Source organism: Janthinobacterium amylolyticum (assembly GCF_051380655.1).
Taxonomy (GTDB): domain Bacteria; phylum Pseudomonadota; class Gammaproteobacteria; order Burkholderiales; family Burkholderiaceae_D; genus Janthinobacterium.
In genome coordinates, this window is record NZ_JBNYXL010000003.1 from 61,129 (window position 1) to 81,577 (window position 20,449).

The 20,449-nt window shown below is 63.7% G+C and carries 16 protein-coding genes and 1 pseudogene; 2 read left to right on the forward strand and 15 right to left on the reverse strand.

From position 1 onward, the window contains the following. Window positions 1–9 precede the first annotated feature (9 nt). Window positions 10–471, forward strand: a complete 462-nt coding sequence (locus tag ACQ4WR_RS06820; protein ID WP_436486187.1) for a protease inhibitor I9 family protein — start codon at window positions 10–12, stop codon at window positions 469–471. Here ACQ4WR_RS06820 and ACQ4WR_RS06825 read toward each other — a convergent pair. The 5 genes from ACQ4WR_RS06825 to ACQ4WR_RS06845 form a co-directional block, all read right to left on the reverse strand. Then, window positions 462–1,139 carry a LuxR C-terminal-related transcriptional regulator gene (locus tag ACQ4WR_RS06825; RefSeq protein WP_436486189.1) on the reverse strand — a complete coding sequence of 226 codons (678 nt, stop codon included), beginning with the start codon at window positions 1,137–1,139 and terminating at the stop codon, window positions 462–464. The genes ACQ4WR_RS06820 and ACQ4WR_RS06825 overlap by 10 nt on opposite strands. After that, window positions 1,136–1,840, reverse strand: a complete 705-nt coding sequence (locus ACQ4WR_RS06830) for a winged helix-turn-helix domain-containing protein (RefSeq protein WP_436486191.1) — start codon at window positions 1,838–1,840, stop codon at window positions 1,136–1,138. Before ACQ4WR_RS06830 ends, ACQ4WR_RS06825 begins: the two co-directional genes overlap by 4 nt. 150 nt (window positions 1,841–1,990) lie before the next feature. Then, on the reverse strand, window positions 1,991–2,959 hold the full coding sequence (locus tag ACQ4WR_RS06835; protein ID WP_436486193.1) for an IS1595 family transposase: 969 nt from the start codon (window positions 2,957–2,959) through the stop codon (window positions 1,991–1,993). Window positions 2,960–3,100: 141 nt separating this feature from the next. Further along, window positions 3,101–3,739: an NF038129 family PEP-CTERM protein gene (locus tag ACQ4WR_RS06840; RefSeq protein ID WP_436486194.1), complete on the reverse strand. Its 639-nt coding sequence runs from the start codon at window positions 3,737–3,739 to the stop codon at window positions 3,101–3,103. 10 nt (window positions 3,740–3,749) lie between these two features. Then, a complete protein-coding gene (locus ACQ4WR_RS06845) occupies window positions 3,750–6,746 on the reverse strand; it encodes an ExeM/NucH family extracellular endonuclease (protein WP_436486196.1) in 2,997 nt (998 codons plus the stop codon). Window positions 6,747–7,923: 1,177 nt separating this feature from the next. Between ACQ4WR_RS06845 and ACQ4WR_RS06850 the strand changes: the two are divergent. After that, window positions 7,924–8,016, forward strand: a pseudogene (locus ACQ4WR_RS06850) (PEP-CTERM sorting domain-containing protein); the annotation flags it as partial. Window positions 8,017–8,086: 70 nt separating this feature from the next. Here ACQ4WR_RS06850 and ACQ4WR_RS06855 read toward each other — a convergent pair. The 10 genes from ACQ4WR_RS06855 to ACQ4WR_RS06900 form a co-directional block, all read right to left on the reverse strand. Next, complete coding sequence (locus tag ACQ4WR_RS06855) at window positions 8,087–9,109, reverse strand: TIGR03790 family protein (RefSeq protein WP_436486197.1); 1,023 nt, start codon at window positions 9,107–9,109, stop codon at window positions 8,087–8,089. A gap of 139 nt (window positions 9,110–9,248) precedes the next feature. Further along, window positions 9,249–9,827 (reverse strand): FxDxF family PEP-CTERM protein, encoded by a 579-nt coding sequence (locus tag ACQ4WR_RS06860; RefSeq protein ID WP_102295176.1) that lies wholly within the window; start codon window positions 9,825–9,827, stop codon window positions 9,249–9,251. Window positions 9,828–9,908: 81 nt separating this feature from the next. After that, entirely contained in the window at window positions 9,909–10,466 is a 558-nt protein-coding gene (locus ACQ4WR_RS06865) for an FxDxF family PEP-CTERM protein (protein ID WP_436486199.1), read from the reverse strand. 181 nt (window positions 10,467–10,647) lie between these two features. Continuing rightward, on the reverse strand, window positions 10,648–12,102 hold the full coding sequence (locus ACQ4WR_RS06870; protein ID WP_436486201.1) for a mannose-1-phosphate guanylyltransferase/mannose-6-phosphate isomerase: 1,455 nt from the start codon (window positions 12,100–12,102) through the stop codon (window positions 10,648–10,650). Then, window positions 12,099–13,277, reverse strand: coding sequence for a nucleotidyltransferase family protein (locus ACQ4WR_RS06875; protein ID WP_436486203.1), 1,179 nt, complete (start codon window positions 13,275–13,277; stop codon window positions 12,099–12,101). Before ACQ4WR_RS06875 ends, ACQ4WR_RS06870 begins: the two co-directional genes overlap by 4 nt. A gap of 39 nt (window positions 13,278–13,316) precedes the next feature. Beyond that, a complete protein-coding gene (locus ACQ4WR_RS06880) occupies window positions 13,317–14,603 on the reverse strand; it encodes a glycosyltransferase family 4 protein (protein ID WP_436486204.1) in 1,287 nt (428 codons plus the stop codon). Next, window positions 14,584–15,894 (reverse strand): nucleotide sugar dehydrogenase, encoded by a 1,311-nt coding sequence (locus ACQ4WR_RS06885; protein ID WP_436486206.1) that lies wholly within the window; start codon window positions 15,892–15,894, stop codon window positions 14,584–14,586. Before ACQ4WR_RS06885 ends, ACQ4WR_RS06880 begins: the two co-directional genes overlap by 20 nt. 18 nt (window positions 15,895–15,912) lie before the next feature. Next, the gene (locus tag ACQ4WR_RS06890) at window positions 15,913–17,946 is read right to left on the reverse strand and encodes a heparinase II/III family protein (RefSeq protein WP_436486207.1); all 2,034 of its coding nucleotides are present in this window, start codon (window positions 17,944–17,946) and stop codon (window positions 15,913–15,915) included. Then, complete coding sequence (locus tag ACQ4WR_RS06895; protein WP_436486209.1) at window positions 17,943–19,013, reverse strand: glycosyltransferase family 4 protein; 1,071 nt, start codon at window positions 19,011–19,013, stop codon at window positions 17,943–17,945. Before ACQ4WR_RS06895 ends, ACQ4WR_RS06890 begins: the two co-directional genes overlap by 4 nt. A 10-nt stretch (window positions 19,014–19,023) precedes the next feature. Then, window positions 19,024–20,385: a phenylacetate--CoA ligase family protein gene (locus ACQ4WR_RS06900; protein ID WP_436486211.1), complete on the reverse strand. Its 1,362-nt coding sequence runs from the start codon at window positions 20,383–20,385 to the stop codon at window positions 19,024–19,026. Between the last annotated feature and the right edge of the window lie 64 nt (window positions 20,386–20,449).

A 20,449-nucleotide genomic window follows, 5' to 3' on the forward strand; every position in this document is an offset into this window, starting at 1 on the left:
AAGCTTGCCATGCCCTCGACACACTGGATACTCGCTTCGATCGCCGGCGTCAGCAGCCTGGCTGGCGCCGTGCAGACTGCTGAGCAGGCGCCTGACGCGCAGACGCGGCGCGCCTATATCGTGCAGCTGGCCGCCGCGCCGCTGGCCACGTACACGGGCGGCGTGCCTGGCCTGGCGCCGACCGCCGCCCAGGGCCAGCGCCTCGATACGCGCAGCGAAGCGGCGCGCCGCTACACGGCCTACCTGGAAGAACGGCAAGGCGCCGTGCTGGCACTGGTGGCCGGGGCGCCCGTGCAATATCGCTATACGGTGACACTCAATGGGTTTGCCGCCATGCTGACGCCGGCGGAAGTGGCGCGCCTGAAGGCGCACCCGGAGGTGACGCAAGTGTCGCCCAGCACGATGGAACAGGTGAATGACGGCAATGGCGCTGGCGGACAGCGGCAGCTGCCGCCCGACAATCAGCGCTGATGTCCGATCAGCCGCAGCGCCATGCCGCGCGTGACGGCTTGCGTGCGGTTGCTAACTCCCAGCAATTTATAGATGCGCTGCAAATGGCTCTTCACGGTCCAGCCGCTGATGCCGAGGATCTGCCCCACTTCCTCATTGCTTTTGCCGATGCTCACCCAGCGCAATACTTCCAGCTCGCGGGCGCTGGCCGCGCGCGCCGCGCCGGCCGTAACCCCATGCAGATAGTCCGGCAGGGCCAGCCAGTGCAGGTGCAGGTAGGGCAGCAGCAATTCCAGCAGATACGCCTGGCGCGCCGCGTCCGCCTGCGGTGCCGGCGCGGAGAACAGCGCGAACAGGCTGCCGCCGCCCGCCGCCATGTTGGCATGTACTAAAACCCCGTCGATGACCCGCGCCTGCCGGCCCGCCGCGCGCCAGGCCGGCGCCAGGTGCGCCGCCTGCTCCTGGTAACTGCGCACCTGCGCCGCATCCAGCACCGCGCTATGCCAGGCCTCGCTGCGCAGCACGGCGCCATCGGCACCCAGCTGCGCGCAGACGAGGACGGCGTGCGGCAGCAGCGCCTGCAGCGGGCCCTGGCTCCACAAAAAGAAATCGCTGCGCGCCGCGATGCCATGCGCGCCAACAATGGCGTGCAGCACATATTCCTGTTCCCTGGCCGTCAGCGGCATCATGCGCAGACACCGGCGCCGGCCGCCTGGTAGCGGTAGCCGCTGCCGCGCACGGTTTCGATATGGTGGCCGCAGCCGCCCGGCTGCAAGGCGTGGCGCAAGCGCCCCACATGGGCGTCGACCGTGCGTTCATCAAGGTAGGCGGCGTGGCCCCACACCTGGTCGAGCAGCTGGGCCCGGCTATGCACGCGGCCCGGATGGTCCATCAGGAAATGCAGCAGCTTGAATTCAACGCGCCCAAGATTGATGGGCACGCTGCCGGCCGTTACGCGCAAGGTGTGCGGATCGAGGCGCAATGCCGCCTGATTGCTGCCGTCGCGCGGCAGCGTGCGCGCGCGACGGCGCAGCAGCGCGTGGACCCTGGCCAGCATCTCGCGCGGACCGAAGGGCTTGCACAGGTAATCGTCGGCGCCGCTCTCCAGCGCCAGCACCTTGTCCTGTTCGCTGTCGCGCACGCTGGCCATGATGATGGGCAAGTCGCACAGCGCGCCATCCTGGCGCAGCTGGCGCAGCAGCGCGATGCCGGAAAGGTCCGGCAATTCCCATTCCAGCAGCAGCAAGTCGGGCGCGTGCGCCGCCATCAGCGCCAGCGCGCCGCGCGCGTCCAGAGCGCAGCTGACCCGATGGCCGGCGCCTTCCAGGTTATGCACCAGCAAGGCTTGCATGGCGGGCGCAGGGTCCAGCAGCAGAATATGATGGCGCATCGACGCATCCTCCCGAAAAAGTTGGCGGCCAGCCCCGAGAAACTAGACGGCTCGACAAGTTTTTGACTATGCATCAAGCGTAAAACGCTGACTAATACAATTTAGTTTCCTGATTTATAGCTATTGCAAATAAATAGGCGAAAAAAAAAGCTATGTCCTCGTCAAGTGTGGGAAATCACCGAGCGTGGCTTTCAGCAATGATTCCGGGGAGCGGATGCGCCTGGCATCGAGTATCCAGCGCCAGCCGAGGTAATGGTGCAGGTAGCGCGTCGCCACGCCGTGAAACGGACGCAGCCATTGCCTGAGACGGCTGTGATAGGCGTTGACGTTCTGCACGTGGGCCGCGCCCCGCACACGCATGCCGGCACGCAGATTGACGGCCTGATGGCTGATGCCCGCTTCCCGGGCAAAAGCGGCATAGGCCGCATGGCCATCCGTAACCAGCAGCACATCCTGGTCCATGACGGGCGGCAAACAGCGATGCAGCTGCGCCTTCGTCAATGCCCCCATGCCGGTGACGAAATCGAGGGTTTGTCCCGTACGGTCGCGCGCTACCAGGATGCAGACTTGCTCATGCGACATGCCGCGCAAGGTCGCGTGGCCTCCGCGGCGGCGTGCCGGACGCGTCATCGTGCGCGCGCCCTTTTGCGATTCCAGCACATACAGTTCGTCGGCCTCGGCAATGCCATGCAGGCAGTGCGGCCGGTCCGTTTTTGCCAGGCTTAAAAACCGGTGGCGCCAGCGAAACGTGGTGTTGCGGTGCAGGCCCAGTCGGCTGGCCGCGCGGCGCACCGAAACGGAGTCGAGCAGGCAGTCGGCATATTCGAGCCATTGCGCCTTGTGGCGCAGGCGCGCCAGCGGCGTGCCCGTTAAGGCATTGAAGGTACGGCCGCAGGGCACGCAGCGGTAGCGCTGCAGGCCGTGCGCATGGCCATGCCGGTGCACATGCGCCGAATGGCAGGCTGGGCAGGCCAGGCGCTGGCGCGCCACGTCCTCGATCAGGGCGATGGCTGCCTGCTGCGGCGCGTTGCCGCGCAGCAGGGTAATGCCGGCCTGGCGCTGGCGTGCGCTCAGGCAGGAAAACTGCGCGATAAAGATCGTCCATTCGGCTGACAACATGATCTGCTCCGTGCATGGTGAATATGCAGAGTCAGACCACGCGGCCACGGAAAGATTCCGGCCTTCCCTCCACTTGCCGATGACAGAGCCAAAAAACACAGCGCACCGCAGCACGCTGTGTCCTGGCTGGAAACCGGCGAATTAAACAGGCATGACAGGCTGGCGCCGGCGCAGTGCCAGGCCGATCAATGCCAGGCCGCCCGTCAGCATCATCCATTCCGACGCTTCCGGCACGGCCGAGATCGAGGCGATGCTTGCATAGGTGCTGCCGGCGATGCTGGCCGGCGCGCCGCCATACACCGGCGTCAGCTCGAACTGCAGCAGATTGCCGTTGACGTTGCCCAGGTAGCTCATGCCGCTGGCGTCGAGCAAGCCAACACCAAAGGTCGTGCCCGCGTTGCCGGCCGTGGTCAGGAAGTCGCCGCCAAAGACAATGTTGAAGGCAAACTTGCCGCCCAGCGTCACGTTGTGGAACCAGTCGTTGTAGGCGCCGCTGTTGCCAAAGGTCAAGGTACCGGGCAAGCTGCCGCTGACGTTGCCTTCCAGCGATTCGAGTGCGCCAAAGGCGCCCGAGAAGTTGCTCAGGGTGGCGCTGGCGCCCGGTGCCGGGCTATTGCCGGCGATAAAGGCGAAGTCGAGGAAGCCGGCGCCGGAAAAGGTGCTGGTGTCGATTTCCACGTGGTAGCCGAGCGGGTCCGCCAGCGCCAGGCTGGAGCTGGCGGCCAGCACGGCGGCCAGCACGGCGCGGCGCAGGGTGAGGTTGAATGTCGTTGTCAACATGATGGTGTCCTTAGAAGTTGCCGGCAAAAATGCTGGCCGAGTAATTGATCGTCACTTTCGACGGATTGGTGAAACTGACGGCGAACGAGGCGGTCGCGCCCGGTGCCAGGCTGGCCGCGTTGACCGTCACAAAAGCCGCTCCCGCATGGCTGCCCGTGGCGTTCGCCAGGGTCACGCCGGCCGGCAAGCCGCCGAACACCACCTGGAACGGGCCGCTGATGGCCGTAGTGCCCGTGTTGGTGAAGGCAAAGGTGCCCGTGTATTTCTGCGTCGCGCGATTGAACGCCAGGCCGGAACTGGCCGTCGAGACGTTGGCCGTGATGTCGCGGTAAGCGGGCTGCAAGTCCAGGCTGATGACGACGGGATCATGGTCCGAAGCGCGGTAGGGCAAGGCGTTGTACAGGTCTTGCGGCTTGGCCGAATCGATGTTGTAGTCGATCACTTCCGGCTCGTCCGCATTCACATGCCACTCGGCCACGCCGGCCACTTGCGGGCTCAGCGAGGCGCTGGCCAGCGCATGGTCGAGGTAGCCACTTTGGCCGCCGAACACATACGAGTACGGCATGCCCGAAGGACGCACGAAACGCTCGAGTTCATTGACGAAGCCGGCGCCCGTGATGACCTGGATCGGGTCTTCCGCGCCATACGAATTCAGGTCGCCGATGACCAGCACGTCGGCGTCGCCGGCGGCGGCCGCCACTTGCGGCACGAAGCTGCCCACCAGGCGCTGCGCCTGCTGCACGCGGGTGGCGTTCCAGCAGCTCTGGCTGTCGTTGTTATCCGCATCGGCACCGCCGCCCGAAGGGCAGCTGCCCTTCGATTTCAGGTGGTTGACGATCAGCGAGAATTTCTCGCCATTCGCGGCCCTGAAGGTTTGCGCCATCGGCGGACGGTTGTTGATGGCATTGGCATCCGACAAGGCGCCGCCCACCAGGCCCAGCTTGGCTGGCTTGTAGATCATCGCCACGCGGATGGCATCCGTGCCAGTGGCGGCCGGCTTCGGCACCACGGCATACGTGACGCCGCCGATGGCCGCGTTCAATTGCTCGACCAGATACGTGACGGCCGTTTCGCCATTGTTCTGGATTTCCATCAGGCCCACCACGTCGGCATCGATGGCTTGCAGCTCGGCCACGATCTTGTCGCGCTGGCGCACGAATTCGGCCAGGTTGTCGGCGCCGCGGCAATTGCTCTTGCTGGTCGACGAACCCACGGTGCAGCCCTGCCCCGTCTGGCCAAACACGTTATTGCCATTCGTAAAGGTCGTAAAGAAATTCAGCACATTGGCGCTGGCCACCTTGACGTTGCCCGCAGGTAGTTCCGGGCTGGCCGTGCGCGGATTGTCGCGCGAAAATTGCGGCGGCTGCGTCGGCTGCAATTTGTAGGCGGCGCCGCCACCGCCGATGGCGCCAAAGTCCACCACGCCCGTCAGGTCGGCCACCGTATCGCCGCTGCGCACGGTGTTATCCTGGCCGATGTACGGTATCGCCGCTGGCGCGACAAAGATGCCGTCATCGAGCACGATCAGGTTGTTCGCGTTGGCGGCGATCAAGGCTTGCGCCTCGGCGGAGCCGGCCGGATAGCGGTTGGTCGGCACTTCGCGCCGTCCGGCCGACAGGCTCAGTTCGCCACGCGCGCCCAGGTAGGCGTTTTGCGACACGGTCAGTGGCTGCGTGAAGCGTACGAGCATGCCTTCGACGGCGCCCAGGTTGTCATTTGGCAAGGCCACGTTTGCCGGCACGATGCTGTGGCCCGCGCTTTGCGTGAGGATGGCCGTCACATCCTTGAACTCCGTGTAGGACTTGCTTGCGCCCGACGGCGTGTACTCGAACACCGTGCCCGTCACGCGCACCAGTTCGCCCGGCTGCACGGTGGTGGCCGTCGCACCCGTGTAGACAAAGATGCCGTCCGAGGTCGACGGATCGCCGTCGCCTGCCGCATCCTGGAGGAAGAAGCCGGTGCCCACTTTCAAGGTCACCACGCCTTGCGTCGTCTGCACGGAATTGGCATACGGGCTGGCCGCGCCGCTCCCCTGGATTTGCGGAATCGTGTGGCTGATGGCGGCCAGGCCTTGCACGGCCACATCGATCTTGCAGCTGGCGCTCTGCTGCTGGTCGTTGCTGAAACTCACGGTGACGGGGTAATTGCCTACCGGCACGCCAGCGGCCACCACCAGGCTGACCGTGGCGCTCTCGCCAGCCACGCCGGCGGCGCTGAAATTGGCCAGGCTGATGCCGGCCACGGCGGGCGAAGTCACACTGGCCGCATTCACCACGCCGTCAACGTCGGCGGCGCGCAGCACGGCGTTGCCGCCATTGCCCGCGGCCAAGGCGAGGCTGGCGGGGCAGCTGGTGATGATCTGGTGCACGACGGGACCACCGCAGACGTGGCGCTCGGACGCCGTGTTGCGCGGCGTCACGCTGCCGGTGGCAAAGTCGGCGCCATTGTCGTCCGTGTCGCCGCAGCCGCCATTCGCGCGAAGAATAGACAAGGTATTCGATGGCGCGGGCGCCGCATTGCCTTCGAAGCCGTTGGCCGTGCCAAAGCCCACCAGGTCGATGACGGCCGCCCCCGTGGGGCTGGTGCCCGATTGCGCCGTCTTGCCATTGCTCAGCAGCACCTTGCCCGCCGTGCCCGACATGGCCGCGCCGCCCGTCGCATCCGGCGTCGGCAGCGCTGCCGTACCGCCCGCGCCCTTGGCTTGCTGGACCAGCAAATACTGGCCGGGTTGCAAATCGACAGCCGGCAAGGCCGTGACGGCCCAGGTCGTACCGGCGGCGGAGGCGTACTGCACGCTCCAGTTATTCACATTTACCGGGCTGGCGCCGCGGTTGAAAATTTCGATGAAATCGTGGGTGTACAGCGCCCCGGAATTGCCGCCGCCGCCATACACCTGGCTGATGACGAGGTCGGAAGCGGCCAGGGCCGGCACGGACAGGCTGGCCAGCAAGGCGGCCAGGATGGTCAGGCGCCCGGGTGGCGTGCACGCATGGAATGATGGGGACATGAAAAGATCCTGTTCGATGAATAAGGATGCTGGCAAAAAGTGCTGGCGGAAGGTGCGGGCAAACGCAGCCGCCGCCAGGGCAAGAACAGTGTCGTCACTGATGCACCTACATTAACATTTTGCCATGACAGCTTAATGACATGGCATTCATCCGAACGGAGCAAAACGATAGCTTGAAAACATGAGCCTATGTCTTTTACGCAACAAAAAAACACCGTTTTTCCCAGCTGTTACGCCATTTATGGTATATTTCCAACATTCAATTAAAGTTCCACAGCAACAGAAAACGAGAGCCGTGCATGCCCACCATGCGGTGCAGCCCTGGCGCTCGGCGCATTCCAGATGTGTGTGCGGCAAGCCATATCAGTTCCCCACGAGGCCCAAATCACGCCTCGTCCGGCCGAGTACGACTCCCGCCATGAAAATGCCGGAAAGTAAATTTCCGCAAGTAGTAAACTGGCAATTAGCCAAGCAAGAGCACGCACCGCAGGCTGTGGCAGTATCTGCAAGCCTGTGCGGCGACAGCGAACAAGCGACCTATGAGAGCCTTACGATGAAAATCAACCCTATGTACCATTTAGCCATACTTGCCAGCGCCATATTCGCATTCATCCCTGCGGCACAGGCACAAGGCAAGGCACAGGCACAGAACAGTGAAAAGCGCTGCGCGGCAACCGATGCTTCATCCGGCCAGCAAGCGCGCGCCAAGGATGGCGACATGAACGCCATGAGCAGCAATTGCCGCCTGATTAACGGCGACATCGGCAGGGACAGCATGACCAACGATGGCAGCAGCGACGACCAGGCGTTTGGCCGCAAGAAGGAAGACCAGAGCTTCAACCGCTGGAATGAAGACGACGGCACGCATGCGCTGCGCAACGGCGGCGGCCTGTCCGGCAACGGCCGCACGGGCGGCGGCGGCATGCCCCGCGTGACGCAGGACACCTCGCTGGGCGGCACGGACGAATTTGCACAGCCGCAAAACAACAGCCTGCTGGGCTGGGGTGGCGCGCAGGCGCCCGCCTATGGCCGCATGGCCATGGCCACGCCGGACGACACCAGCCTGCTGACGCGCGGCGCCAGCCTGCCCGGCGCCGTCGGCAACGGCGGCGGCATTGGCGGCGGCGGTGCGGCCGGCGGCCTGCAGGGACGCCAGGATACCGTCACGGAACTGCCGGCCATTCCGGAACCCCACACCTATGCCATGGTATTGGCCGGCCTGGGCCTCGTGGCATTTGCCGCGCGCCGCAAGCGCCAGGCCAGGGCATAAGCGGCAACCATCTCAAAAAAGGCTCGCAAGAGCCTTTTTTTTCGTCCACGCATCCGTATGCCCGCCTGCCTCAGCGCCGGAACGCCGCATACGGCGCCGCCAGCGGATCGCCGATGAAGAGCCCCTGGGCCGGCCATGCGACGCTGCCCCAGTAGGCTTCCAGCGCCGTCATCCCCGTCAGGTAGCGGCGCAGCAGGACGGTGGGATTCGGAAATTTCTGCCAGTGGTTGCACGGTTCGCTGACGGTGCCGTAACTGGCGGTCGCGCCCGCTTCAAGCCAGCGCTGGCTGCTCATTTGCGCCGTGCCCTGCAAGTCGCCGCCAAACGAGGTCAGGTGGTCCGCCAGGGCGCCGGGCAGGAAGCGCAAGGTGTCGAGCTTGGGCACCCTGGCCAGGCCCGTCTGGTAGACCATCACGTCCTGCGCGCCTTCCAGCGTGTCGGTCTTCAGGTTGCGGATCGTCAGCTTGCGCTGGCGCACCACACCGGCCGGCGGAAAGAAGCTGGCACGGCTGTTGCGCGCGCCGTCGCTGGTCGTCAGATAGTACGCGCCGGCGGCGGGAATGGAAAAGCCGCTGGCCGTGCCACGGTCGACCACCGCCTTGGCTTCTTCCACGTAATCGACGGGCAGGAGCATGGACAGGCGCAGCCCCATCTGGGCGAACGGCTGGGCCACATTGCTGTTGAAATACGTGCTGGGCTTGCCCGCGTCGCAGGTCTTGACGCACTGGCCGCCATCATATCCCAGCGTAAAGGCGGAGGTGATGGAATTGCATTCGACGGCGTACGGCGCGCTCCACACCATCAGCACGGCCTGGATTTCCGGCTTGAGCTGGGCGTCGATGCGCGATTTGAGCTGCGCGAACTGGTCGACGCTGAGCTTTTTGGGGCGGTTCGGGATCGACACGTGCACCACGTTGGCGGCGGGAATGGCATGCGCCTGGCGGTAATACTCGCCCACTTCTACGCTGTTCGGTTCCGCATCATTGATGACGATGGCCAGTTGCGACGGCTGCAGGCCCGGCGCGACGGCGGGCGCATCGGCGCGGGCCATGCCGGTGGCCAGCAGCAGCGAAATAGAGAGAAGTTTATGCAAGGGTCGGTATCGGAAGGTAAGTCGATCGAGGCAGCCAGCCGGCAGCGGCCAGCTGTGCCTGCCGATTATAGCGCCATGTCGCCACGCACCAAAAAAAACGGAGGCCGCAGCCTCCGTCTTTATTTGTCGCCTATGCGTTTCAAGCCTGCGGCTTGCGGCGGCGCGCCATGAAACCGAGCACAGCCAAGCCGGCCAGCAGCATGCCGTAGGTTTCCGGTTCCGGCACTGGCGTGACGGCCAGGATGCCGCTGTAGCTGCCACCTGTCGGCGCGGCCACATAGCCGTCAATCTGCAGGAAATAGTTGCCGGCGGCCAGCGGCGTGGCGCCGGACGCCAGGCTCCAGGCCTGGTCCTGCGCCGTGTAGTTGACCAGGTCCAGCGCGCCTTGGAACAGGATGCCGCTGGCATTGCCCAGGCTAAAGCCGGTCAGGGTCAGGCCCGAATTGATGCTGGGCTTGAGCGACGTCGCCAATGCGCTCAGGTCGTTCAAACCCGTCACGCTGAAGGTAAATTTGTCGCTGAAAAAGTTGTTGCCCGCGCCGGCCAGCTGGCCCGGTGCCAGAGCAAACGAGCCCAGCAGTTCGCTGCTCGAATAGTCGAGCAGGTCTTGCGTCAGGTCCACGGCCGCGTGGCTGAGGTCAACAGGCGCCGCGTGGGCGGCCAGGCTGCTGCCGGCAAACATGGCGGCCACAAACAGGGATTGCAGGAATTTTTTCATACTTTTCACCAAGAGTGCTGCGGCCAGTACGCACTGGCCGCGGGATAAGATGCGAAAGGGATCAGGAACGGCGAAGAACGCTCAGGCTGCCTTCTGGCGGCGGCGCGCCACGAAGCCCAGCAAGCCCAGGCCTGCCAGCAACATCGCATACGTGCCCGGCTCGGGCACGGCCGACACCAGGCTGCCATTCGCGCTGAAGGCGGCGCCCGTGTTCGAGACCACGTTGCCGCTGACTTTCAGGTAATAGGCGCCGGCGGCCAGGTTGGCATACGACAAGCTCCACTTGTCATCGATACCAGTCAACAACTGGTTGCCGCCCAGCAGCAAGGTGTTGCCGACGCTGCTGTACAAGCCAAAACCCGTCAGGTTCAGGCCATTCGAGGCGCTGCTGCTGCGCGCGCTCAGAATCACGCTCAAATCGCTGGCCTGCGTCACGTTGAAAGTGAACAAGTCATTGAAAAAATTGCTTTTTTGATTGTTCTTGAATTTGTCGCCAAAGGTCAGCGAGCCGCCGGCGGCCAGGTTGACGGCGCCAGGAACGGAGCTGATGTCGACCGGCGCAGCCATTGCCGCCTGCGAGAACAAGGCTGAACCGGCAAAGGCCAGCGCCGCCAGCACCGAATACGTATTTTTCGTCATGCGATTCCACCGAGCGTGAGTGCGGACGCGCTTGCATCCGCATGAGTTATTTAATCAAACCAGGCAGAATCATAGCATAAAGCAATCAAATGTGTTAACTATTCTCCAATGGAAAGTTACTTTATAGCATCATTCTTAGAGCCAATAGTTTCTATACTCTTGGATCTCGGCCGGCATGCCATCAGACGCGCTGGTATACATCTTCCAGCCGCACGATGTCGTCCTCGCCAAGGTAGCTGCCGGACTGCACTTCGATCAGGTGCAGGGGCAGCTTGCCCGGGTTTTCCAGCCGGTGCGTCATGCCGATGGGAATATAGGTCGATTCGTTTTCCGTCAGCAAGGTCACCCTGTCACCGCAAGTGACACTGGCCGTGCCGCTGACCACTACCCAGTGTTCGGCCCGGTGATGGTGCATCTGCAAGGACAGCTTGCCGCCCGGATTGACGGTGATGCGCTTGACCTGGAAACGCTCGCCGATGTCGATGCCTTCATAACTGCCCCATGGCCGGTAGACCTTGCGGTGCTGCTGGTATTCGCTGCGTCCCTGCTGCTTCAAATGCTCCACCACCTGCTTGACGCGCTGCACCTGGTCCTTGTGCGCGATCAGCACCGCGTCATCCGTCTCCACCACCACCAGGTCCTGCACGCCCAGCACGGCGACCATGCGGCTTTCCGCACGCACCAGGCAATTGCGCACGTCATCGAGATACACATCGCCGCGCACCACGTTGCCGCTGGCATCACGCTGCTGCACTTCCCACAGGGCCGACCAGGAACCGACATCGCTCCAGCCGATGGCGGCCGGCAGCACCACGGCGTGGGCCGTATGCTCCATGACGGCGTAGTCGATCGACTCCGACGGACAGGCGGCAAAGGCCTTTTCTTCCAGGCGGCAGAAATCGAGGTCACGGTAGCCGTCGCGCACGGCTGCCACGCAGGCGGCCAGCATGGCCGGCTGGAATTGCCCCAGCTCGCCCAGGTAACGTTCGGCGCGGAACATGAACATGCCGCTGTTCCAGAAATAGTTTCCCGCCGCAAGGAACGACTGCGCCGTGGGCAAGTCCGGCTTTTCCACGAAACGCGCGACGCGATAACCGGCTCCCGCGGCGCCGACAGGCTCACCGCTGCGGATGTAGCCATAGCCCGTTTCCGGCGCCGTCGGCACGATGCCGAAGGTGGCCAGCGCGCCATCGCCGGCCAGCGCCGCCGCCTCGGCGATCGCCAGGTGGAACGCGGCGACATCGGTGATGACATGGTCGGCTGGCAAGACCAGCATCAGGGCCTGCGGATCGATCGCCAGCAGGTATTGCGCCGCCACCGCCACGGCCGGCGCCGTATTGCGCCCCACCGGTTCAAGCAGGATGCCGAGTGGCGCCAGGCCGATCTCGCGCAGCTGCTCGGCCACCATGAAGCGATGCTCGTTGCCGCATACCACCAGCGGCGGCATGACCTCGAACGCGCCCGGCACCGTGTCGCCGGCGCGGCGGTTGGACAGGCTGTGCACGCGCAGCGCCGTTTCCTGCAGCATGGTGTGGTCGCTGACCAGCGGCAGCAACTGCTTGGGCAGCACGGCGCGCGACAGCGGCCACAGGCGGGTACCGGAACCACCGGAGAGTATGACGGGATAAATTTTCATGGATTCATTTCACAGACTGGGTTATTGGGTGCATATGCGTCAGGCGGCGGCTCGGCGCGACGCTGGCTGCGCCGGTCGCGCGCGTTGCCCCAGGCATCACGTTCGTAGTCCGACACATGGCGCATGTTGCCGGCCCGGTCGACGCTGTAGTCCTTGAACACTATCATTTCATCGAGCTGCACGCCGGGCAGCACGCGCGTGTATTCGAACAGCACGCTGCGCACCACTTCGGCGCCGGAACAAACCTGGCTGCCATGCCCGATCCAGGCGGGACCGATAATGGTGGCGCCCGCTTCGATACGGCTGCCCGAGCCGATATACACGGGACCTTCGATGCGCGTGCCGCCACTCCAGTCGATGCTGGTATTCAAGCCCACCCACAAACCGTCATCGATCTGAATGCCCGGCACGTGCAGCTGGGCCACTTCGCCCATCAGCACGCTTTGCAGCACTTCCCAGTAATCCTTGACGCTGCCGATGTCGATCCAGTTGTACTGGCGCTGTTGCGCGTAGAAGGGCAAGCCCTGCTCCACCAGCAAGGGAAACAGTTCCGAGCCGATATCGAACGGACGGTCGCGCGGAATCAGGTCCAGCACTTCCGGTTCAAACAGATAGATGCCCGTGCTCACGCAATTGGACAAGGCTTCGCCCTGCGCCGGTTTTTCCTGGAAGGCGCGGATGCGGCCATCGGCATCGCTGACCACCACGCCATAGTTCGACACCTTGTCCCACGGCACTTCAAGCGTGATGACGGAAGCGAGCGCGCCACGGCGGCGGTGCTCGAACAGGGCCGACTTGAGATCGAGGTCGATCAGGGCGTCGCCGCACAGGACGATGGTCGTCTCATCGAAAAAACCGCCGAACTCCTGGATTTTCTTCATGCCGCCAGCCGAACCGAGCGGCTGCGGCACGACTTCGCCCGCATCATTCGTGTACCCTTCGAAGGAGTAGCCGATCTGCACGCCGAACTGGTGGCCCTCGCCGAAATACTCTTCGATCTTTTCATGCAGGTAGCTGACGTTGACCATGATTTCGGTCACGCCATAGCGGGCCAGATGTTCCACCAGGTAAGCCATGACGGGCTTGCCCAGGATGGGAATCATCGGTTTCGGTAAATCATAGGTCAGGGGCCGCACCCGCGTGCCCTTGCCTGCCGCCAGTATCATTGCTTTCATGTAGGACTCCCTCCGTCAGGATAGGCGATGGATATGCCGTCAGTGTTCCTGCTGGCCGTCCTTGCGCAAGGTAACGGGAGGAACGCTGGCAGCCCTGGCCGGCGCCGTGTCCGGGAACAGGCGCGCGTAGGCGGCCAGCAGCTTCGGCGCCTCGTACTCCCATTCCAGTTCATTGATCACGCGGTGGCGGCCGAACGCTCCCATCTGCTCGCGGCGGGCCGGGTCGTCGAGCAATTCAACGATCTTGCGCGCCATGTCGATGGGATCGTTCTTCAATGCATACAAGGATGCCTGCTGTGCCGACACCTTGCCTTCGACCAGATCAAACTGCACGATCGGCTTGCCCAGCGCCATGTATTCCATGATCTTGTTCATGGTCGACTTGTCGTTCATGTCGTTGGCCACGTCCGGATTGACGCACACATCGGCCGTATTGAGCATTTCCAGCAGTTGCTGGTCCGGCACGCGCCCCGTGAAGGTGACGTAGTCGGCAATGCCCATGTCCTGCGCCATCTGCTTCATCTGCTCCAGCGACGTGCCGCCGCCGACCAGGCCGAACTGCACATCCTGGCGCCCCAGGGTCTGCACGATATATTGCGCCGCCTGCAGCAGCAGGTCGATGCCTTCCTGCGCACCCATCACGCCCACATAGCCGACCAGATAAGTGCGGCCCTTCTTGAGTGCCGGCACGGGCGGCAGCACGCGCAGGCGGTCCAGCTTGGGACCGCTGCGCACCACGTAGACATCCTCGGGCTTCATGCCGCCGCGCTCGATGGCAATCTTTTTATACGATTCGTTGGTGGCGATCGACACGTCGGCGCTCTGGAACGACCAGCGTTCGAACAGCACCATCAGTTTATAAAAGAAATCGCGGCGGCCGAACTTGGCTTCGTACAGTTCCGGATTGATATCGTGGTGGTCGAACAGGAAACGCTTGCCCATCGTCAGCTTGAAGAAGCCGCCGATGAGAAACAGCAAATCGGGCGGATTGCAGGCATGGATGACATCGAAGCCGCGCGCGAAATGCACTTTCCACGCCAGGCGGAAAGTGTGGAACAGCGCCAGCGAATACTCCACCAGGTAGCCCTTCGCCCCTTCCGCTTCCAGCGGCAGGTGGTAGCGGTGGATATGGATGCCGTCGATGGCTTCGTAGCGCGACTCGTAGCCCTTGCCCGTGGGGCAGATGATCGATACCTCATAGCCGTTCGCATGCAGGGTTGTGGCTTCCTGCCACACGCGCCGGTCGAACGGCGACGGCAGGTTTTCCACCAAAATCAGCACGCGGCGCGGCGCGCCCGCCACTGTCTTACCAGCAGATGCCGTCATATTGCTCTCCACTTTGTTCCTTGCTGATACGCACCAGGTCGACGATGTGCTGGTGCGGCTTCAGGCTGCCCGGCACGCTCTTGAATTCGGCGGCGCCGTTGCCGATGACGATGGTGTCGGCAAAGTCCAGCACGTCCTGCATGCTGGTGACCATCAGCTTGGAAATGTGCGGAATATGGTTGAGGATGTAATCCTGGTTGGCGCCCGTCAAGGCGGCCAGGTTGACGTTCTTGTCGTACAGCTTCAATTCGTAGCCTTTGCCCAGCAGATACTCGATGACATCGACCAGCGGCGACTCGCGCAGGTCATCCGTGCCGGCCTTGAAGGAAAAGCCCAGGATGCCTACCTTGCGCGCGCCCTTGTCGACGATCATCTTGACGCCCTTCTCCACCTGGCGCTGGTTCGATGGCAGGATGGAATTGAGCAGCGGCAAATCGAGGTCCAGGCTGCGCGCCTTGTAGGTCAGCGCGCGCACGTCCTTCGGCAGGCAGGAGCCGCCAAAGGCGAAGCCCGGCTTCATGTAGTACGGCGACAGATTGAGCTTGGTATCCTGGCAGAAAATCTCCATCACCTTGTGGCCATCGATGCCGACCGCCTTGCAGATATTGCCGATCTCGTTGGCGAAGGCCACTTTCACGGCGTGCCAGGTATTGTCCGTGTACTTGACCATCTCGGCCGTTTCCACGTCCGTGCGCACCAGCGGCGCATCCATCTTGGCATACAGCTGCACCAGCAGCGCGCCCGCCTTTTCGTCGGACTCGCCGATGACGGTCTTGGGCGGATTGTAGTAATCGTAGACGGCCGTGCCTTCGCGCAGGAATTCCGGGTTGTTGCACACGCCAAAGTCGACGCCGGCCACCTTGCCGGAAGCCGCTTCCAGGGTCGGGATCACCAGCGAGCGCATGGAGCCGGGCAGCATGGTCGAGCGCGCCACGACGACGTGGAAGCTGTCCTTTTCAGCGATGGCGGCGCCGATTTCCTGGCACACCTTGCGCACATGGCTCAGGTCCAGGTTGCCGTTCAGCTGCGACGGCGTGCCCACGCAGATCAGCGACATGTCCGAGCCGAAGACGGCGTCGCGCACGTCCGCCGTAGCGCGCAGGTGGCCGCTTTTCACGGTGGCGGCGATCATCTCGCCGATATCTTTTTCGATGATGGGCGTGGTGCCCTGGTTGATCAGGTCGACCTTGGTCTTGTTCGGATCGACGCCGATCACTTCATGGCCATCCGTTGCCAGGCAACCTGCCGATACCGCACCCACGTAGCCGAGGCCAAAAATACTGATTTTCAAGATATGTTCCCCTAATAATTAAACTGGCGATGCCGCTGGTGCCGCGGCTGGCGATGCCGCCGGCGACGCCAGCGGCATCAGATCGATGTGCGTCACAATTTCCGTCGTGCCATGCACGCGCACGCGCCAGGCCACGCTGTCGATGGGCGTCTTCTCATCGAAGCGGCGCGCAATCCAGCCGCCAGGCGGCGTGTCGTTGCCGCGCAACAATTCGGGAGTGCCGTGCGTGCATGCCATGTGCAAACCCCTGCGCTGTCCCCGCACGTGCAACTGCCCCTCGACGATGGCTGCCTGGCAACCCTCGCCAAACTGCCAGTGCACGGCGATATCATGTACATTTGTACATTGTAATATGTCTTTTACAACAATGCGTTTTTTATTAAAGTCGTACGTGATACGGCGCCGGTGCAGCACGGGGTCGGCCAGGCGCGTATAACCGTCGTGCTCGCCCTCAAATACTTGCACTTGCTTATCAGAACCAGTTTCATGTGCAATCATGCGCGCATTGGCTTTTTTCAGCCACATGAAATTGCCGCCGATCTCGGACTGGTCCAGGCCGTCGACGCCGACCGTGTTGTGCGCCGCCGTGGCGCGAAAATGGTCGCGCCATTTCTTTTGCGTGTGGTAGGCATAGGTGCCTGGGTCCACCAGCAATTCCTCGCCCGCCGCCGACAGGGTGAACGCCAGGGCGTCGGCATGCCCATGCGCGGCAATGGACAGGTAGCCAAGCGGTGCACAGTCGATCACCATGCGCACCTCGTCGGGCGTGCCGAAATCGCTGCCAAGCAGGAAATAACCGCCTTCAGGAAACGCCAGCACCGGTGTTTCGGATGCGCCGGCGTCGAGCGCCTGCCACTGTTGCATGCCCGCGACACCGAACAGCCAGCGGTTCTTGTCGTCAAAATGGCCGGCCTTGCGCTTGAAATCGGCGCGCCCCGACAGCACGGCGCAACTGGCCAGCAGCGAACGGTAGCGGTGCCAGCCGGCGTCATGCGCGAGGCGCACCATCTGCGCATCGTCGGCATCGCCCGTCATCGGCACATTGCCTGCCACATCCATGAGGGAAGCGATAAAGTCGGCCAGGCGTTCCAGGCGTTCCAGGTAGGCGGCGGAAAAACCGGCGCCATTGGCGCGCCCGATCAGCTGGCACAGCAGCATCATGTCCATCACTTCATGCTGGTAATACACGGCTTGCTCGCGGTTCACGCCATCGGGCGTATTCTGCTTGAGCGCCTCTTCTTCCAGACCCTTGCGGGCCAGCGCCTGCCATTTGCGGCTGTCGGGCCAGCAGGGCCAGACGACGCTGGCGACAAACAGCCCCATGTATTCGCCGAACAGGTGGTTATTCGCCGACGAGTGGCGCGAAAAATACCCGGCGATGAAGTGGCTGTGCTGGTAGATGGCGTCGAGCCACTGGCGCTGGAAGCGCAGTCCCGCCTCACCCTGGAACAGCGGCGACGCCAGGCCGCCCAGCAATTCCCAGGCGCAAGCCCAGTTCAGCAGGCGCAGCGCCAGTTCAAGCGAACTGGTCCAATTCACGCCCATGGGATACGGACATTGCGCGAACCACGATTCCAGCAGCAGTCGCGCGCCGTCGGCGTAGCGCCGCTCGCCCGTGACCTTCCAGGCCTGCGCCAGCGCCACCAGTTCCAGGTGGCGGTTCGGTTCCCACAGGTATTTGATATCGCCCACCACTTTTTCGCTGCGGTAATCGATCTGCTTGCCCAGGGTCAGCGGCGCCACGGTGCCCGTCTTCGGATCGCGGTTCCATTGGGGCGGGAAACCCAGGTCCGCGCCCTGCAGCGCAAACACATTCCAGCGCCCCGCCAGCACGGCATCGGCGGCGGCGCGCAAGGCAGCGACATCCGTGTCGCCGCCGCCGCCGGACAGGAAGGGCCGGCCCATGCGCTCCAGCTGCGGCGCGGGCACGCGGCGCACCAGGCCAACGCCAAACTTGCTGGCCTTCTTTTGCAGCAATTGCTGCACGCGCCACACCAGTTCAGGCGCACCCATCAATTTAAGGCGATTGAGTTTCCACGCTAATGTCGTCATACGGCCTTCATTCCCAGCTCTGCATACATGGTTTCCAGCTGCGGCATGACCGCTGCCGCCGAGAACTGCCGCTCGACCTTGCGCCGGCCCGCCGCGCCCATGCGGTGCGCCAGCGCCGCGTCGTTGAGCAGGCGCTCGATGCGCTCGGCCAGGCCCGCCGCGTCGCCGGGCGCCAGCAAATAGCCTTCGACGCCGTCCTCGATGGCGTCCGGGATGCCGCCGATGGCCGTGGCGATGACCGGCACGCCATGGGCCATGGCCTCGAGTATGCTCATCGGCAAGCCTTCCATATACGATGGCAGCACATAGATGCGGCAACTGTCGAGAAGGCCGAGTTTCTGCTCGCCCTGCACCCAGCCCAGCAATTCAACCTGCGCCGTCACGCCCAGCGCATCGATTTTCTCCTGCACGCCAGCCAGATCGCCATCGCCGCCCATGGCCAGGCGCAGCATGGGGCAGCGCTGCCTGAGCATGGAACAGGCCTGCAGCAGATCGTACACGCCCTTGGCCTGGCCCAACTTACCAAGGAACAACACGCTGCCCGGCGCGCGCGCCTCCCACGCGGGCAGCGCAGGCGGCAGCAGCACGGGATTGAACATGGTGGCGATGCGCTCGTTGCTGCTGATGCTGCGCACCCACGCCAGCCAGCCGCTCGACAGCACCAGCACGCGCGCAGCGCGGTTGAAGATATAGCGGATATAGGCGCGCCGCAGCGGACCGCATTCCTGCTCGAAAAAGACGGCAAAGCCGCCACCGTGCAGGTGCAGGATGGTGGGAATGCGGAACAGGAAGGCGAGCAGGAAAAAGCCCGACTTGCGCCAGAAACTGGCACGCGAGGCCACATGCACGTGCAGCAGGCCGACCTGCCCTGTCAGCAGCATGGCGACGAAGCGCGCGTAGGCGCCCAGCATGGCGCCGAGCTTGGCGATGGCGCCGCCGTCGCAGTGCGTGGCCAGGTAATGCACGCGGTAGCGCTTGAACAGGCCGGCGTCCGCATACACGCGCACGACCGAGGAAATGCCGCCCTTGGTGCCCAGGCTGGTACCAACCATCAGAATTTTTTTCATCGTGTATATGCTAGTTTGCCGATCCGCCAGGCGCAGCGCTGCTGGCGGGGCGCATTTCATTGACCACCCAACGGAATTTCCCCGCCGCCGTATTCGGTAATTCCTGCTTGAGCACCACCTCGATATGCACGCTGGCATCGACCAGCTCGTGCACATTCTGAACCAGCCGCTGACTGTCGGCGTCGCAAAAGGCCGGCGCCGGCACGAGGCGGATTTCCCAGCGTCCCGGCGCCACCTGCGCCACCTGCGACTTGAGGATGTTTTCCACGCCCTTGAAGGCGAACGTCAGCACGGACGGGCTGACGGGCGTGCCGTCGCCGCCGCTGATGCTGTCTTCAAGCTTGCCCGTGACGCCTTCGATCATGGGGAAATGCCGGCCGCACGGGCAATGCCCGGGTTTCCAGCGCGTCTGGTCGCTCAGGCGGTAGCGCAGCAGCGGCTGCGCCAGGTTGTGGAAGGTGGTGCCGACGACGCTGCCGTAGCCGCTGGTGGGCTGGCCGTGCTCGTCGACAATTTCTACATGGGAATAATCAGGATTGATGTGCATGGCGCCAAATTCGCATTCGGTGGCGAACGCCACCCGCTCGGCCATGCCGTACATGTCCATCACGCTGCCACCGAGACGCTCGAGTATCAGTGCGCGCTGGTGCGGATACAGCGGCTCCGAGGCCGTGTAGACATAAGGAATGCGCAGGAAGCGCCCGCGCCGCGCGAGGAAGCCGGCCAGCGCATACGCCGTCGACGGGTACGCCTGCAACAGCACCGGCGCATGCTGCTCCAGCGCATCGATCATGGCGTCGGCGCAGGCTTCGGTCAAATGCCGCGACGACAGCATCAATTGGCGGTCATAGCGGTTCCAGAACCAGTACGGCGGATTGCGGCGCGCCAGCGGCACCACCATGTCGCCGCGCAGGCTGGCGCGCGTCATGCCGTGCCGGTAGCCGCTCCAGGCCCAATGGCGGTGCAGGAAAGCATTTTCCATCAGCACCGAACGGGCACTGCGCCACACGCTCAGCGGCGTGCCCGTGGTGCCGCTCGTCTTGCCCACCGCCTCCCAGGGACGGCGTGCGCCGCCACGCGGATAAAACTGCGCGCGCTGCTGCAGCAATGCCAGTTTGTCGATGATGGGAAACTGCTGCTGCAGCACGGCTAGCGTGTGTTCGAGCGGAAAGGCGGGATCGATATGCGCATATGCGGGCACATGGGCGATGGCATGGCGCATGCTGCGCTGCAAGTGACGCAAGGAAAATTCCTGCAGCGCTGGCGCGCTCAGCGCCTCATTTGCGCGCAAGTCCGCCAGCAGACGGCGCGCCAGCGGATTCTCGCGCAGCACGAAGCGCGTGCCGGCACGCAGTTCATTCTTCCAAAACATCGTCATCCCCACCGCCCTTTCCCTGCCGCGCCTAGCCACCGCGTCCCGGTGAAGGACGGCGGCG